15 protein-coding genes are annotated in these 16,935 nt (G+C 52.7%); all 15 read left to right on the top strand.

Annotation, left to right across the window (positions count from 1 at the left end; all coding sequences use genetic code 11):
* The first annotated feature begins 29 nt into the window (after positions 1 to 29).
* The 15 genes from pilM to ACF8PK_RS20990 all read left to right on the top strand — a co-directional run bounded on the left by pilM (position 30) and on the right by ACF8PK_RS20990 (position 16,863).
* Positions 30 to 1,034 (top strand): type IV pilus assembly protein PilM, encoded by a 1,005-nt coding sequence (gene pilM, locus ACF8PK_RS21060; protein WP_004728564.1) that lies wholly within the window; start codon positions 30 to 32, stop codon positions 1,032 to 1,034.
* Positions 1,024 to 1,614, top strand: a complete 591-nt coding sequence (locus ACF8PK_RS21055; protein ID WP_392443441.1) for a PilN domain-containing protein — start codon at positions 1,024 to 1,026, stop codon at positions 1,612 to 1,614. The genes pilM and ACF8PK_RS21055 overlap by 11 nt, the downstream gene beginning before the upstream one ends.
* On the top strand, positions 1,607 to 2,197 hold the full coding sequence (locus tag ACF8PK_RS21050; protein ID WP_158141364.1) for a type 4a pilus biogenesis protein PilO: 591 nt from the start codon (positions 1,607 to 1,609) through the stop codon (positions 2,195 to 2,197). Before ACF8PK_RS21055 ends, ACF8PK_RS21050 begins: the two co-directional genes overlap by 8 nt.
* On the top strand, positions 2,187 to 2,699 hold the full coding sequence (locus ACF8PK_RS21045; protein ID WP_392443439.1) for a pilus assembly protein PilP: 513 nt from the start codon (positions 2,187 to 2,189) through the stop codon (positions 2,697 to 2,699). Before ACF8PK_RS21050 ends, ACF8PK_RS21045 begins: the two co-directional genes overlap by 11 nt.
* A gap of 24 nt (positions 2,700 to 2,723) precedes the next feature.
* The gene (locus ACF8PK_RS21040) at positions 2,724 to 4,448 is read left to right on the top strand and encodes a type IV pilus secretin PilQ (RefSeq protein WP_041942471.1); all 1,725 of its coding nucleotides are present in this window, start codon (positions 2,724 to 2,726) and stop codon (positions 4,446 to 4,448) included.
* Between the two features lie 187 nt (positions 4,449 to 4,635).
* A complete protein-coding gene (gene aroK, locus ACF8PK_RS21035) occupies positions 4,636 to 5,154 on the top strand; it encodes a shikimate kinase AroK (RefSeq protein WP_004728569.1) in 519 nt (172 codons plus the stop codon).
* A 27-nt stretch (positions 5,155 to 5,181) separates the two neighbouring features.
* Positions 5,182 to 6,267 (top strand): 3-dehydroquinate synthase, encoded by a 1,086-nt coding sequence (gene aroB, locus ACF8PK_RS21030; RefSeq protein ID WP_392443437.1) that lies wholly within the window; start codon positions 5,182 to 5,184, stop codon positions 6,265 to 6,267.
* Between the two features lie 45 nt (positions 6,268 to 6,312).
* Positions 6,313 to 7,812, top strand: a complete 1,500-nt coding sequence (locus ACF8PK_RS21025; RefSeq protein WP_392443434.1) for an SPOR domain-containing protein — start codon at positions 6,313 to 6,315, stop codon at positions 7,810 to 7,812.
* A 94-nt stretch (positions 7,813 to 7,906) separates the two neighbouring features.
* Positions 7,907 to 8,737: a Dam family site-specific DNA-(adenine-N6)-methyltransferase gene (locus ACF8PK_RS21020; RefSeq protein WP_238773782.1), complete on the top strand. Its 831-nt coding sequence runs from the start codon at positions 7,907 to 7,909 to the stop codon at positions 8,735 to 8,737.
* Between the two features lie 125 nt (positions 8,738 to 8,862).
* A complete protein-coding gene (rpe, locus tag ACF8PK_RS21015) occupies positions 8,863 to 9,534 on the top strand; it encodes a ribulose-phosphate 3-epimerase (RefSeq protein WP_004728573.1) in 672 nt (223 codons plus the stop codon).
* Between the two features lie 37 nt (positions 9,535 to 9,571).
* Positions 9,572 to 10,252 (top strand): phosphoglycolate phosphatase, encoded by a 681-nt coding sequence (locus ACF8PK_RS21010; protein ID WP_014204341.1) that lies wholly within the window; start codon positions 9,572 to 9,574, stop codon positions 10,250 to 10,252.
* Between the two features lie 154 nt (positions 10,253 to 10,406).
* Positions 10,407 to 11,423, top strand: coding sequence for a tryptophan--tRNA ligase (gene trpS, locus ACF8PK_RS21005; protein WP_392443432.1), 1,017 nt, complete (start codon positions 10,407 to 10,409; stop codon positions 11,421 to 11,423).
* Positions 11,424 to 11,730: 307 nt separating this feature from the next.
* Positions 11,731 to 14,364, top strand: a complete 2,634-nt coding sequence (locus tag ACF8PK_RS21000; RefSeq protein WP_392443429.1) for an ExeM/NucH family extracellular endonuclease — start codon at positions 11,731 to 11,733, stop codon at positions 14,362 to 14,364.
* Positions 14,365 to 14,640: 276 nt separating this feature from the next.
* A complete protein-coding gene (locus tag ACF8PK_RS20995) occupies positions 14,641 to 15,219 on the top strand; it encodes an aminodeoxychorismate/anthranilate synthase component II (protein WP_392443427.1) in 579 nt (192 codons plus the stop codon).
* A 432-nt stretch (positions 15,220 to 15,651) separates the two neighbouring features.
* Positions 15,652 to 16,863: an aspartate aminotransferase family protein gene (locus tag ACF8PK_RS20990; RefSeq protein WP_004728578.1), complete on the top strand. Its 1,212-nt coding sequence runs from the start codon at positions 15,652 to 15,654 to the stop codon at positions 16,861 to 16,863.
* The last annotated feature ends 72 nt before the right edge of the window (positions 16,864 to 16,935 follow it).

Genomic DNA, 16,935 nt, shown 5'->3' with positions numbered 1-16,935 from the left:
ATTGCGTGTAGCCACCGGAGTACGTGGGCATGGGTAAATCATTAGTTACAGGTGTCGATATCGGCCACCACAGTATTAAAGCGGTGGTTTTAAAACCGAAGGGCGAATCGTATTCGCTGGTCGGCTACCAAGAAATAGTCGTATCCGACGATATTTTCGCTGATAACCACACGCTGGATTATCAGAAAATTGTAAAGAAACTCAAAGAACTAAAAAAGGGATTACCGTTATTTAGTCGCAAAGTTGCGCTGGCTGTGCCGGATAATGCGGTAATAAGTAAGGTATTACAGATAGATAGCGATTTAGATGCCAGCGAACAAGAATTTGCTGTCTATCAGGCGTTTTCCCATCAATCGCCGTTTCCCATCGATGATCTGAGTTTGGATTTCGTGCCAAGCGGCGATAACCCCGCCGGGCGCAGCACCAACACCCTGTATCAAGTGTACGCCACGCGACGTGAAGTGGTCGATAACCGGTTATCGGTGGCGAGCAAAGCGGGCTTTGAGCCGCTGCTGCTCGATGTGCAGGTGCATGGGTTGCTCCAGATTTGGCAATGGGTGAGTCGCGCGCAGCAGCGCGACGATTGGATGCTGGTGGACGTCGGGCTGACGCAAACCACGTTATGCATGGATTTCGCCGATAAAGCGCCCTTCTATAAAGACATTCCGCTGGGAACGCGTCAATGGCATGCCGACCCCACGCCCCATCCTGTGCCGCTGAGCGAGCCACCGATGGCTGGGGTCAACGAGCTGGTTGAGCGAATTGCGCGCCAAGTGCAACTGCTGTTGTCCTTGCAGGGCCATCAAGCGCTGGGCGGGATTTGGCTGTCGGGTGGTGGGGCGACAACGGAAGGCCTCAGCGCGGCTTTGGCTGCGCGACTGAATCTGCCGTGTGAACTGTTTCATCCGCTGACGGGATTTGTGACGCGCCGCCGCATGCGAGCGCGTGTACCAGACGATCTGCAACGCTTTAGTACGGCGGCCGGCTTGGCGCTGCGCGGACTCAACTGGTTGGAGCGTGACCATGGTGCATGACATCAATTTAATGCCGTGGCGAGAAGCGCGGCGCGAAGCCCATAAACGCCATTTTGCCGGTTTGTGTGTACTGGCGGTGCTGGCCGCGTTGGGACTGCAATGGGGCGCAGGAGCGTATATCGACCGTCAAACGCAAGTGCAGCAGCAACGGCTGGATTTTCTCAACCAACACATTCGTGACTTAGACAGCCAAATTGCGGCGCTGAAGGTGACTGAGCAAGAGCATAAGGCGTTGTTGACCCGTTTGTCGGTGGTGGAGTCGTTGCAGCAGAAACGCAACAAGACCACTGAGTTTATGAACTTGATGCCCCAACTGATCCCGGAAGGCGTCTACGTCGACAAAATCAAAATGAACGGTCAGGAAATTGAGCTGAGTGGTATCAGCGACAGCACCGCGCGGCTGGCAACCATGCTCGATAATTTGGAGAAATCCGACCAACTGTCTGAGGTCGGTATGCATTCGATTGTGGCGGGTAACCGTCGGTTTGGTAAGCAATTTCAGAGTTTTAAAGTGTCGTTCTTGTTCCACGCTTCGTCGCAGCAAGCGGTGAGTGCTGATACCGGAGGTGCCCATGGCTAACGTACACGATCTGGAACTGGACGAAATCAGCGAATGGCCGTTGGTGGCTCAATTGGTCGCCTTGGTGCTGCTGGTGTTGGTGTTGCAGGGCGCGGGATACTGGTTCTATTTGCAGCCTAAACAAGACACATTGGCCGCACACAAGCAGCAAGAGCAAACGCTGAAGTCGACGATTCGCATCAAAGCCAGCAAAGTCGCGACATTGCCGAAGCTCAAGATTCAGCTGGATGAACTGGCACAGCGGTACGACTTCCTGTTGCGTCAGCTGCCGGTGCAAAAAGAGCTCGCCAGCATGTTGGCGTCGGTGAACGAGTTGGGGCTCGACAACAGCCTGACTTTTACTCGCATCGATTGGGGGGAAAAGCAGAATCAGCAATTTCTCTATCGGCTGCCGCTCAATATCGAATTGACCGGTAATTATCACGACATCGGCGATTTTTCTGAAGCGATCGCGCGTCTACCGCGCATCATTAATTTTGACGACGTTGACTGGCAGCGCGTCAGCCAAGAGAGCAGCACGCTCCATTTCCGCGTTCGCGCCTATACCTATCAGTTCAAACCGGAGGTCAGTGATGAACAGTAAATGGTGCGGGTGTTTGCTCCTGATGCTGCTGGGCGGCTGCAAAGCTAATCAAGAGTCCTTGACGGATTACCTAGCGACGGTGGAACGGCAGGCTCAGCGCGATGTCGCGGTGCTGGCGCCCGTGGTGCAATTTGAGGTGTTTGCTTACACCCAGCAGCAGGGGCGCGAGCCGTTTGTACTGCCACAAGAAGCTTTAGTGCAAAACCAACCGGTGGTGAAAGCCAACTGTTGGCAACCGACAGCGCGGCACAAAAGTGGCGTGTTGGAGCGCTATCCGCTCAGTCAATTGCACCTGAAAGGCGTGATGAGCAGTGGTGGTGCCGTTTCAGCGTTGGTGCAAACGCCGCAAGGTTCAGTCATGAATATTAAAGCAGGACAGTACCTGGGATTAAACAACGGCCGGGTGACCCGCGTGGCAGACGATTATCTGTTGATCAAAGAGACCCTGCCGGATGGATTGGGATGTTGGAACCAACGCAACGTTAAATTGGCTTTGAAATAAAATTTTGAGTTTAGAGACATAACTATGATTAAAGGACTAAATGCCTCCACGGCTTGGGGAATACGTTGTCTGTTTGTGGGCGTATGCCTGCTGTTATCTGCCGCCACATTTGCTCAGGAAGCGGCGGCCAATCAGCTGAAAAATATCGACTTTCGCATCAATAAAGACAAAGCGGCGGTGTTGATTGTCGAACTGGCGTCGGCTTCTGCGGTGGTGGATGTGCAGAAAACGGAGCAAGGATTGACGATCGAATTGCTTAAAACCGATGTTAGCGATGACAAACTGTATTTGGTGGACGTGCGCGATTTTGCCACGGCGGTGGAAAACATCGAAGTGTTTCGCCAGCAACCGAGCACGGTGCTGGTGGCGACGGTGCAAGGGGCATTCAATTACGAATACAGCCTGAAAGGCAATTACTTGGAGGTGGTGATCAGCAAAGTCAGTGCGCAAGAACCGCAACCGAAAAGTGTCTTAGAAAAAGAAGGCAAGCTGATTTCGATTAACTTCCAAGACATTCCCGTGCGCAACGTGCTGCAGCTCATCGCCGACTACAACCAGTTCAACTTGGTGGTCTCTGATTCCGTCAGCGGTAACTTGACATTGCGCCTCGATGGCGTGCCGTGGCAACAAGTGCTGGATATCATTTTACAAGTCAAAGGGCTGGACAAACGGGTCGATGGCAACGTCATTCTGGTGGCACCCAAAGAGGAGCTGGACCGACGCGAGCAGCAGCAATTGGAAAAGGCGCGCATGGCGGAAGAGCTGGGCGATCTGCAATCGGAAATCATCAAAATCAATTTCGCCAAGGCATCTGACATTGCACAGATGATCGGTGGGGATGGCGCGGTGAACATGTTGTCAGAGCGCGGCTCCATCAGTATTGATGAGCGCACCAACGCCTTGCTACTGCGCGAGCTGCCCGACAACATTCACGTGATCCGCGACATCGTGGCCTCTCTCGACATTCCGGTTAAACAAGTGCAAATCGAAGCGCGCATCGTCACGGTGAATGAGGGCGATTTGGATGAGCTTGGCGTGCGCTGGGGCTTTAGTTCCACCAACGGGAGCACCACCACCGGGGGTTCGATTGAAAGTAATCTCGGTGCCATTGGGTTGTATGACGGCAGCAGTGATTCGGGCGATGGCGCCGCGATTGATGATTTCCTCAATGTGAACCTCGCCGCCACCTCCGCCAATGCATCCAGTATTGCGTTTCAAGTCGCCAAGCTGGGCGCTGACACCTTACTTGATCTTGAATTGTCGGCGATGCAGCGCGAGTCGAAAGCGGAAATTATTTCCAGCCCAAGACTGATTACCACCAACAAACAACCGGCTTACATTGAACAGGGGACGGAAATTCCTTATCTCGAATCGTCCTCCAGTGGCGCAACCAGCGTGGCATTTAAAAAAGCGGTCCTCAGCCTCAAAGTGACCCCGCAAATCACGCCTGACAACCGTTTGGTGCTCGATTTGAGCGTGACCCAAGACCGACCGGGTGAAGTGGTGAAAACGGGCACGGGCGAAGCGGTGGCGATTAACACGCAGCGTATTGGGACCCAAGTGTTAGTTAATAACGGTGAAACCGTGGTGCTGGGCGGCATTTTTCAACACAGCGTGACCAGTTCTGTGGACAAAGTGCCCTTGCTTGGGGACTTGCCATTACTGGGCGCGCTGTTCCGTCGCAGCTACGAACAGATGGGGAAAAGTGAGCTACTGATCTTCGTCACGCCGAAAGTTGTGATTCAGTAACTTATCGTCATAATTGTCAGGCAGACAAAATTAAAGTTGCATTAGTGGCACCATATCTAGATAATTTCGGGTCTTATCACGAAATATCTGTGAGGAATAGGTGCCACAAGCATTCCTATCGCTGACGGCTGTCTGGCGTAACCTTGTGGCGATGTCATTGAATTAACGTTGTAAATTACTGCTAAACATGGCTGAAAAACGCAATATTTTCCTTGTTGGCCCGATGGGCGCCGGCAAAAGCACAATTGGTAGACACCTGGCTCAACAACTGCATATGGAGTTTGTCGACTCTGATACAGTGATTGAAGAGCGCACAGGTGCAGATATCGCATGGGTCTTTGACGTCGAAGGTGAAGAAGGCTTCCGCAAACGCGAAGAAGCGGTCATTAATGATCTCACCGAAGAGCAAGGTATTGTTCTTGCCACGGGTGGTGGTTCTGTGAAGAGCAAAGAGAACCGCAACCGTCTATCTGCACGTGGTATTGTTGTTTACCTTGAAACGACCATTGAAAAACAACTGGCGCGCACTAACCGCGACAAGAAACGCCCGTTGCTGCAAACCGACAATCCGCGTGAAGTGCTCGAAACACTCGCGGGTGAGCGTAACCCTCTGTATGAAGAAATTGCAGATATTACGGTACGCACAGACGATCAAAGTGCAAAAGTGGTAGCCAACCAGATCGTAAAAATGCTAGAAGAACATTAAGTTGTTCTTTTACTTGGAGTACGAACCATGGAACGGATTACGGTCAGTTTAGATGAGCGTAGCTACCCAATCTCAATTGGTGCCGGATTATTTAATGATCCGGCTCTTCTTTCTTTATCAGCAAAACAAAAGGTTCTGATCATCACCAATCATACAGTGGCTCCGCTGTATGCTGATCGGATCACGGCTTTGCTCGATCAAAAAGGCTGTCAGTCTGCGGTGTTAGAACTGCCTGACGGTGAAAAATACAAAAGCCTCGATACCTTCAATACGGTCATGAGCTACCTGCTCGAGCACAAGTACAGCCGCGATGTGGTGATTATTGCTCTCGGTGGTGGCGTGATTGGTGACTTGGTGGGCTTTGCTGCGGCATGTTATCAACGTGGCGTCGATTTCATTCAGATCCCCACCACATTGCTGTCTCAGGTGGATTCGTCCGTGGGGGGAAAAACCGCGGTCAATCACCCTCTGGGCAAAAACATGATTGGTGCATTCTACCAACCCAAAGCCGTCATCATCGACACCGATTGTTTGTCGACGTTGCCTGCACGCGAATTTGCCGCGGGGATGGCGGAAGTGATCAAATACGGCATCATTTACGATCACGACTTCTTTGTGTGGCTGGAACAGAACATGGACTCGCTCTATGCGCTGGACAAGCACGCGCTCTCTTATGCGATCGCACGTTGCTGTCAGATCAAAGCGGAAGTGGTGGCGCAAGATGAAAAAGAAGCCGGTATTCGTGCGTTGTTGAACCTAGGTCATACATTTGGTCATGCGATCGAAGCGGAACTGGGTTATGGTAATTGGCTACACGGTGAAGCCGTGGCAGCAGGCACAGTGATGGCGGCGAAAACCGCTCAGCTTCAAGGGCTTATCTCTCAAGATCAACTGGATCGCATTCTCGCGATTCTGCAAAAAGCCAATCTGCCGGTGCACACGCCAGACAGCATGTCGTTCCACGATTTCATGAAACACATGATGCGCGATAAAAAAGTGCTGGCGGGTGAGCTACGCTTGGTATTACCGACCAGCATTGGGACCGCCGATGTGGTGAAAGGGGTACCGGAAGCGGTGATTGAACAGGCGATCGACTACTGCCGTACGGTGTAATGCGAATTTTTTCAGTGTGACCACTGATTGTCATTAGGAATCTCCATGAGTTTGGCACATGAGTTGACGTTGGATTCTCAGGTCGAGCTGCTTGAACGCTTGCAGCTGCTGACCCGCTTTGGCTCCAACTTCGTCAATGTGGTCGGTCCGTTGGGGGCCGGAAAATCCTGGTTGGCTCAACGTTATCTGGAACATTGGGCAGACGATAAAAACCAGTCGCTCTTGATGTGCCATCCGAATCAGGATGACGAACAGCGCCGCACCACGTTGTTGACACAACTGGTGTCGGAGCCGCTGTTCAATCCGAAAGATGCTTTGGTCGAAAGTTTCTCCCGCCTGTTTGAAGACAGCAGCTGCGACATCGTGGTGGTGGTGGATGATGCCCATCTGCTCACGGACACCATGGTGTCTGAATTGTGGATGTGGGTGCTAGAAGCGCAAAGCAATCCGCGCTGGACGGTGAACGTTGTGTTGTTTGCGCAGTCCAACAGCTTGGACGCACTGCTGACTCGCCTGAGTTATGGCCAGGATTTGAAACCGGTGGACCTCGAAATTGAAGCGCTTTCACCGGATGAGTCCGACCGGCTGTTTGAACAGCGCGTCATGCGTTATGTGGAAGACGAGATGGAACGTCAGGTGCGCAACGCCTACAAGAAAGTGAAACCGTTACCGGGAGAGATTATGGCACTCGCAGATCAGAAAATGGAAAAACGCATTGTGATTCGTTCTATCATCGGTTCGCCGTTGAAGATTACGTTACTGGTGCTGATTCTGTTGCTCCTGATTGGCGGCGGTTACTGGTGGATGCTCTCGCAACCTTCCCCAAATGAAAAAACGCAGCGTTTGACACAAACGGCTGATCAAACGGCCATTCCGACGTTGAGCGTGTCGAGCGGCTCGGCCACCAAGATGGATTCGGTGCTGTCGACTGTCAGCTCGCAACCTGATCAAGCGGAAGATGACTCGTCGGCACTCCCGCCAGATGTGAAAGAATCTACCGAAGGCGTGGGGCAAGCCGACAGCGATCAACAGCGTGTGGTGATTACCTCCGATGTGGTTGATGCGCTGCTGGAAGGCAAAGCGCAACCTTCGGATACCCAAGTGCTGGATGAGGTCGTGGCCGCTGCGCCTCAAAGCGATGCGTCAGCACAAACCACGGCACAAACGACGGTAGAAGCACCGCAGCCTGCGTTAGAGCAACCGAGTGCGGAGGCGCAAACGCCACCGTCGTCGCCCATCACGTTCTCATTTGGCCGAGACGAGCTAAAAGCGATGTCGCCACGTAGCTACACGTTGCAACTGGCGGCGGTCAACTCGCTGGCCGAAGTGCAGACGTTCATTGAACGGCATCAGTTGCAAGGCCAAGTGAATGTGTACCCGACACTGCGCAACGACGTCGAGTGGTACATCATCACCTACAGCAATTACCCCACCATTCAGATGGCGCGTGATGCGGTGGAAACACTGCCAAAAGCGCTACAAGCGATGGGGCCGTGGGCCAAATCACTCAGTCAGGTGCAGCGAGAAATTGAGCGTGGCCAGTAAGGCTGCGCCATTCGGTGCCTTTTACGTTGGGTCTGGTCTGAAAATGTGTTACATTCCGCAGCCTTATTTTTTCGGTGATTGATTAGAGCAGTAGATGAAAAAGCAGCGTGCCTTTCTGAAATGGGCGGGGGGAAAGTTTGGCCTCGTCGAAGATATTCAACGCCACCTGCCACCGGCTGATGAACTGGTTGAACCGTTTGTCGGCGCTGGGTCTATCTTTCTCAACACCGAGTTTAAGCATTACTTGCTGGCGGATATCAATCCGGACCTGATCAATCTCTACAATCTGCTCAAAGAGCGTCCAAACGATTATATCGACGAAGCCCGACGCTGGTTTACGCCGGAAAATAATCGCAAAGAAGCGTACCTGTCGATTCGTCAGCAGTTTAATCAGACCGACGATATCATGTACCGCTCGCTAGCCTTTTTATACATGAACCGTTTTGGTTTTAATGGCCTGTGCCGTTACAACAAAAAAGGCGGCTTCAATGTGCCGTTCGGTTCGTACAAAAAGCCTTATTTCCCGCAAGCAGAACTGGAATTCTTTGCCGAAAAAGCGCAGCGCGCGACCTTTATCTGCACGGGGTATGACGAAACATTCCGCCGCGCGGCAGCCAGCAGCGTGGTGTATTGCGATCCCCCGTACGCGCCGCTCTCCTCCACGGCGAACTTTACCTCATACGCAGGCAATGGCTTTACGCTTGATGACCAAGCGGCGCTGGCCGATATCGCTGAAAAAACCGCAACAGAACGTGGCATTCCGGTGCTGATTTCTAACCACGACACCATTTTGACCCGCCGTTTGTATCATGGCGCGCAGCTCAACGTGGTGAAAGTGAAGCGTACCATCAGCCGCAACGGCGCGGGCCGCAATAAGGTCGACGAACTGCTGGCGCTGTTTAGTCCGGTTCAACAGGATTTGTAATCACTGGCGCAGAATGTGCAGATTTGCCAGTTGGCTTGGCCCTTGGCGCTAGGATCTCTCTGCGCCCTTAGGTAGAATGTCGAACACAAACTGTTCACTCCATTCCATCGCCTAAGAGGTCAGGTATGAAAGATTTTCTCATTGCGCCATCCATTCTCTCTGCAGATTTTGCCCGTCTCGGGGAAGACGTCGAAAAAGTGCTCGCGGCGGGTGCCGACGTGGTTCACTTTGACGTGATGGACAACCACTACGTACCTAATCTGACGTTTGGCGCGCCGATTTGTAAAGCGCTGCGCGATTACGGCATTACCGCACCGATCGACGTGCACCTGATGGTCAAACCGGTCGATCGCATCATTCCTGATTTCGCCAAAGCGGGCGCCTCAATGATCACCTTCCATGTGGAAGCGTCGGAGCACGTGGATCGCACACTGCAACTGATCAAAGAGCACGGCTGCAAAGCGGGCGTGGTGCTCAACCCCGCAACATCACTCAGCCACCTCGATTACATCATGGACAAAGTGGATATGATTTTGCTGATGTCGGTCAACCCGGGCTTTGGCGGCCAGTCATTCATTCCGCACACGCTGGATAAACTGCGCGCAGTGCGCAAGCTGATTGACGACAGCGGCCGTGACATTCGTCTGGAAATCGACGGTGGTGTGAAAGTGGACAACATTCGCGAAATCGCAGCCGCTGGTGCAGATATGTTCGTTGCAGGCTCCGCGATTTTCGGTCAGCCCGATTACAAAGCGGTGATCGATGCGATGCGTGCCGAACTGGCACACGTTGAATAACGCGATCCCATCATTTGAAAGCTTTAGGAAGATTGTTTTGAACCAAATTAAGTTGATCGCTTTTGATCTCGACGGCACGCTGCTCGACAGTGTGCCAGACTTGGCGGTTGCCGCCGATCAAGCGGTGCGCGCCATGGGATTCCCGGGCGTGACAGAACTGCAAGTACGTGATTATGTCGGCAATGGTGCTGATGTGTTGATTGCGCGTTCATTAAGTCACAGTTTGACGATTGATCCGTCATTGAGCGACGAAGTGCGCAGCCAAGCGCGCGTGTTGTTTGATGAGTTTTATGAGCAAACCGGCCACAAACTGAGCCATTTGTACCCCAACGTGAAAGAGACGCTGGCGCAGCTGCACCGCGCGGGCTTTACGCTGGCGTTGGTGACCAACAAACCGTCGAAGTTTGTGCCCCACGTGTTGGCGCAACACGGCATTGATGGCTTTTTTAGCGACGTGATTGGCGGTGATACCTTCCCGAATAAAAAACCGGATCCGATGGCACTCAACTGGTTGCTGGACAAACATCACCTCAGCGCCAGCGAAATGCTGATGGTCGGCGATTCCAAGAACGACATTCTGGCGGCGAAAAATGCAGGCTGTGCGTCGTTTGGTCTGACTTACGGATACAACCACGGTGAGCCTATCGCGGCATCTGAGCCGAATGTGGTCGCCGACAACATCGCGCAATTGCTCGATGTTGTGCTCGTTTCTGCGTAAAAGACGTCAATCTTCGCTGGCAAAATACTTGTTAATGAGTACACTGCTGGTTTGATGTTTTTCACATCAAAGCGCGCGCCGCGTGGTCTGAGCGCGCTTTTTTCACAGATTTGTTCTGTCTTATCTCATATTAAGTAACAAGGAAATCATTCTCATGAGCAAACCCATTGTATTGAGTGGTGTTCAACCGTCAGGTGAACTAAGTATCGGTAACTACTTGGGTGCTCTCCGTCAATGGCAACAGATGCAAGACGATTATGACTGTCACTACTGTGTGGTAGATTTGCATGCGATCACGGTTCGTCAAGATCCGAAAGCGCTGCATGAAGCGACACTGGATGCATTGGCAATCTGTCTGGCCGTTGGTGTTGACCCGAAAAAGAGCACGCTATTTGTTCAGTCTCATGTACCAGAGCATGCTCAATTGGGTTGGGTTCTTAACTGTTACACCCAGATGGGCGAGCTGAGCCGCATGACTCAGTTTAAGGACAAATCAGCGCGTTACGCGAACGATGTGAACGCGGGTCTGTTTGATTACCCGGTGCTGATGGCTGCGGATATTTTGCTGTACGGTGCGCACCAAGTGCCCGTGGGCAGCGACCAGAAGCAGCACTTGGAGCTGGCGCGCGATATCGCCACCCGTTTCAACAACATCTACAGCCCAGAAATGCCTATCTTTGAAGTGCCAGAGCCGTACATTCCAACTGTGAATGCGCGTGTGATGAGCCTGCAAGATGCGACCAAGAAGATGTCGAAGTCGGATGACAACCGCAAGAACGTGATCACGTTGCTGGAAGATCCGAAGTCGATCATCAAGAAGATCAACAAAGCCCAGACAGACACAGACACGCCGCCACGTATCGCACACGATGTTGAAGCGAAAGCGGGTATCTCGAACCTGATGGGCCTGTACGCTGCGGCGACCGGTAAAACGTTTGCCGAGATTGAATCGCAATATGCAGGCGTGGAAATGTACGGTCCGTTTAAGAAAGACGTCGGTGAAGCGCTGGTGGCGATGCTCGAACCCGTTCAAGCCGAATACCACCGCGTGCGCGCAGATCGTGCCTACCTCGACAGCGTGATGCGTGATGGTGCAGAAAAAGCCTCAGCGCGTGCGCTGCAAACGCTGAAGAAAGTGTTTGATGCTGTCGGTTTTGTCGCTCGTCCGTAAACGTTCTCCGAATGTAAAAAGCCCCGGCATGGTCCGGGGCTTTTTTATGCCTGAAGAAATCGCTTTGCAATCAATGTTTAATCTAATGTTCATTTAAGTTTTTACGTTAACTGTTGAAACTTTGCACTGGGTTCAAATATTGATTTTGAGAATGCGAGATATGTCTCGATATGCATAGTGAATGGTTTGTGTTTGCAAACAAAAGCACAACACTGGTTGATGTTTTTAACCGTGTTGCACTGCTGAGTGTGACATATCGCACTTTACTTCATACCCAGATTACATCGTAGGGATGACGAGGCTAATCATGCATACCCAACCCACTTTTTCAGTTTCTTTTTCGGCACTGGCGCTGGCCATTGCTGCGGGACTCAGTGCGCCAGTGCGCGCGGAGATTGTGCTGTCGCAATACGTTGAGGGCAGCAGTTACAACAAAGCGATCGAGATCGCCAACACGGGCGACGCGTCGGTCAGCCTGGATGGCTACGTGCTGGCCATGTCGACCAACGGCAGTGGCAGCTGGGATAAAACCCTGCCGCTGAGCGGCCAAGTGATCGCCGCACACGATGTGTTGGTGCTGTCCAACTCTGGCGCGAACAGTGATATTCAGGCGGTCACCGATATCAGCAACAACAGTGTGATTAATTTTAACGGCAACGACCCAGTGGCGCTGCTTAACAGCGATGGTGCCGTGCATGATGTTATTGGCGAGATGGGCGGCGCCGATTTCGGGAAAGACCGCACGCTGGTGCGCCAAGCCGATGCGCTGACGCCATCGGCGGTGTATCAACCACAGCAGTGGATGGTGTGGGATGCCAATGTCATCGACGGTTTGGGGTCGCTTGATACAGCGCTGCCTCAGGCGTTCACTTGTGCTCAGGATGGCAACGAGCCAACCTTTACCGCCATTCAGGATATTCAGGGCGAGGGCGATACGTCACCGTTGATCAACGGTTATCCGTACATCACCGACGACGAATACACGGTGAAAGGGGTGGTCAGTGCGGTGACGGGCGGCCTGACCAAAGGGTTTTATCTGCAAGCGTTGGACGATGACCACAATCCGTTGACGTCAGAAGGGCTGTTTGTGTTGACCGGTCAGTCGTCGAGCGATCTTCAGCCGGGTGATGTCGTGTGTACTCGCGGTAAAGTGCAGGAGTACTACAATCTGACCCAACTGAAAGTAGACAACAATCAGTGGGAAAAATTGTCCGAACAAGCCGCGCCGACCGCGCACGAGGTCACCATGTTGGACAGTGACGAGCACTTTGCCCAAACCATGGAACGCTACGAAGGCATGTTGGTGACGCTGCCGAAAGCGCTGGATATGCGTGTCACCCGCACCTTTGGTTACGATTACGATGCGCGCCGCAACAATATGGTGCTCGCCCAAGGGCGTGTGAACATGCAGCCGAACCAGTTGTTCCCGGCAGGCTCCGAGCCCGCTCAGCAACAGAGCCTCGACAACGCTCAGCGCCGACTGTTTGTCGAATCGGATGCCAAAGCGGGTGATGGTCAGATCCCTTACTACCCGCAATTTGGCCGCAGCGATATCGATCAGGATGGCTCAACGGAAGACTACATTCGTGTGGATGATACGCTGTTCGATGTGGAAGGCGTGGTAACCTACAGCTACGGCGAATACCGTCTGGTGGTGACCAACACCATCAACCAAGACAATCTGGTCCACAACGATCCGCGTACCGCCAAACCGAAGATGTACGAAGGGGATTTACGCATCGCGTCGTTTAACGTCCTCAACTACTTCAATTCCCCTTATGGGGGAGACGCGAATCAGCACGGTGCTAACCGCGGTGCCAGCAACTTGACTGAGTTCTCGATGCAGCAGGCGAAGATCGTCAATGCGATTTTGCGTCTGGATGCGGACATCGTCGGCTTGATGGAAATTGAGAACAATGGTTTTGGTGATGGTGCGGCGATTCGCCAACTGGTTGATCAGCTCAACGAACGTATCGATGACAAGAAAAAACGTTACCAGTTTGTGGCCGTGGATTCGAATCAGGATGGTCAGACCGATGAGAAAGATTCGGTTGGCAGCGACGCGATCACCACAGGCGTGATTTATCGCGGCAAAGTGGTCAAACTGCTGCAAAGCCGCGTGATCCCCATGCCGAGTCAGCACGCCCCTGAAGTGCTGAATGAGGAAGGCAAAGTGATTGAAGATGGTCAAAACTACCAGCGTGATACGCTGGCGCCGACCTTTCAAGTCAAAGGCGGCAATGAGACCATCACCGTTGCCGTCAACCACCTGAAATCCAAAGGGTCAACCTGCTGGGAAGATGCGGCGCCAGTCAGTGAAGGCGGGCAGGGCGGCGAGGATGCCGATCTGCAGGGGTCGTGTGAGAACTTCCGTGTTGCCGGAGCAGTTGCACTGGGTGAAGCGTTGGCGAAAATCGACGGTCACAAAGTGATTCTTGGCGACATGAACTCGTACGGTAAGGAAGATCCGATGCTGGTTCTGACGGACTACACGCCAGAGAAATACGGTAAAGTCATTAAGGCCGCGCGCAATACCGTGATTGGTGAACAACCCCAGTTTGGCGATGACGGCGCGGTGATCACGCAAGGTTTCGGTTACCTGAGTGCGATGGAACTGGCGCACAAAGACAACAGCTGGAGCTACTCGTACAACGACGAAGTGGGCGCGCTCGATCACCTGTTGGTCAGCGACAGTCTGAAGCTGCGTGTCGTCGATGCCATGGATTGGCACATCAACGGCGGTGAGTCGACGCTGTTTGACTACAACGATGAATACAAAGGCGATCTGCCGAAATATGCGGACCATTTCCGCGCTTCTGACCATGATCCCGCCGTGGTTGAACTCAATATCTACGGCGGTTCATTCAGCGTGGCAGGGCTGGCCTTGCTGCTTGGGTTAGGTGGGTGGCGTTGCCAATCTGGCCGCCGAGCATCCGCGTAATGTGCTGAGTCATACCTCGGGGCATATACCTCGAAATATCGCCACAGCATGAACATTCGAGTCCGGCACGTTGGCAACAATTACGGGGGAGCATGGCTCCCCTGATTTGTTGGCGCCCTTGATGTGTTCGCCCGCAATTTGCTCGCCCACGACACGCGTGCGCGCTCACCGATGGCAAGTCAGCTCGGCTGAAAACAAAATAAACCGCTTTATTGATTGAATCTGGCGCGCTGGTTTGTAGAATGCGAGGCATTCTTGTCTCACGCTGGCGACGTTATGCTTCTGATCATCGATAACTACGACTCTTTTACTTACAACCTCTACCAGTATTTTTGCGAACTGGGTGCCGAGGTCAAAGTGGTGCGTAACGATGAAATCACGCTGGCACAGATAGAAGCGCTGGCGCCCAGTCACCTGGTGATTTCTCCGGGGCCGTGTACGCCAAATGAAGCGGGCATTTCACTGGCGGCGATTGCGCATTTTGCCGGCCGGCTGCCAATTCTGGGGGTGTGTCTTGGTCATCAGGCGATTGCACAGGTGTTCGGGGGTGAAGTGGTGCGCGCCCGTCAGGTGATGCACGGCAAAACTTCCCCAGTGCGTCATACCGGGCGCAGTGTATTTGCCGGGCTGAATAACCCACTCACCGTCACGCGTTACCATTCGCTGGTGGTGAAAAACGGCACGCTTCCCGATTGCTTTGAGCTGACGGCGTGGACGGAACTACCGGATGGCACGCCGGACGAGATCATGGGCTACCAGCATAAAACACTGCCTATTGATGCAGTGCAGTTCCACCCGGAATCGATCAAAACCGAACAAGGTCATGAACTGCTGGCCAATTTCCTGTGTCGATAACCTCTCATCCCTGTTCTCCTGTGCGCTACCGCCGAGGATGCGGCAGGGCGGGCTGTACAATTTTTCCTGATCGCGATCACTATTCTTAACATTTTCGTCATCAAAATTTCCTTTTTTCTACATTGAAAATTTATTCGCCGCAGATCCTGCCAATCCCTTGCTATGCCTTATTCAACCAAGGTGCGAACAGGGTTTTTTCAGCCATAATAAAAAAGTGCTTCATAAAAGTGTTTACTTGGTGCATAAATAATCATGAGTGGTGAAGATTGTGAGCTGAATCGACTGGCTGAAAGAATAAATCACTATTGAACTGGTTAATAATTTGTAAATACAATGCTGCATCAGCTGATATGCAATACAAAATCTTATTGACGAGGTTTTGTGAAAGGACGGCCTTTCTGCTAGGCATGCGGTATCGAGAAGGAATGTGCAATGACAGTGGAAACTAAAGTAGAACGCGGTTTGTTTGATGAGGTGATGGTGCCTTGTTACAACCCGATGGAATTCATCCCGGTGAAGGGACAGGGCTCACGTGTGTGGGATCAGCAGGGCAACGAGTATATCGATTTTGCCGGTGGTATCGCGGTGAGCTGTTTAGGGCATTGTCACCCTGCGATGGTGAACGCACTGACGGAGCAAGGCAACAAACTGTGGCACCTCAGTAACGTGATGACCAACGAGCCTGCACTGCGTCTGGCAAAGAAACTGACTGAAGTCAGCTTTGCGGAAAAAGTGTTCTTTGCCAACTCAGGCGCGGAAGCGAACGAAGCGGCACTGAAACTGGCACGTCGCTACGCGGCCGATGTGCACGGCCCTGAAAAATCAGAAATCATCGCCTTCAAACAAGGTTTCCACGGCCGTACGTTCTTTACCGTGACTGTGGGTGGCCAAGCGGCTTACTCTGACGGTTTTGGTCCCAAACCGGGGGATGTGACGCATCTGCCATACAATGATGTGGCCGCGCTGCAAGCACATATGTCTGACCGCACTTGCGCGGTGATGATGGAGCCGCTGCAAGGTGAAGGCGGTATTGTTTCGCCAACGCCAGAATTTGTTCAGGCGGTGCGTGAGCTGTGTGACAAACACAATGCGCTGCTGATTTTTGATGAAGTGCAAACCGGGAACGGTCGTACCGGTCACTTCTACGCTTACCAAGGCATTGGCGTGACGCCAGATATCCTGAGCACCGCCAAATCACTGGGCGGCGGTTTCCCAATCGGCGCCATGCTGACCACATCGAAACTGGCAGAGCACATGAAAGTGGGCGTGCATGGTTCGACTTACGGCGGTAACCCGCTGGCTTGTGCGGTCGCAGAAGCTGTCGTGGATGTGGTGAGCAAGCCAGAAACATTGGCGGGTGTCAAAGAGCGTGAAGCGCTGTTCCGTGAAGGTTTGGCGAAAATCAATGCCAAGTACAACCTGTTTGAAGAAATTCGTGGTAAAGGCCTGCTGTTAGGTGCAGCACTGAACGACGAGTGGCAAGGCCGCGCGCGTGATGTGTTGGTTGCCTGTGGTAAACAAGGGCTGATGCTGCTGGTGGCTGGTGCGAACGTGGTTCGTATGACCCCATCCTTGATCATCACCAAAGAAGAAATCGAAGAAGGTTTCGCACGACTAGATAAAGCCATTGCGACCCTAGTTTAAGCGAGCCCGTGCGCCATACCAAACCCATCGGATGGGGGCGGTATGGCGGCGTTACCAGGTCGAAGCATTTAG

The organism is Vibrio sp. CJQ_6 (genome assembly GCF_043106745.1).
GTDB classification, from domain to species: Bacteria; Pseudomonadota; Gammaproteobacteria; order Enterobacterales; family Vibrionaceae; genus Vibrio; species Vibrio furnissii.
Note: the sequence above shows the minus strand (reverse complement) of the source record. Positions and strands in the feature narration are given on the sequence as shown.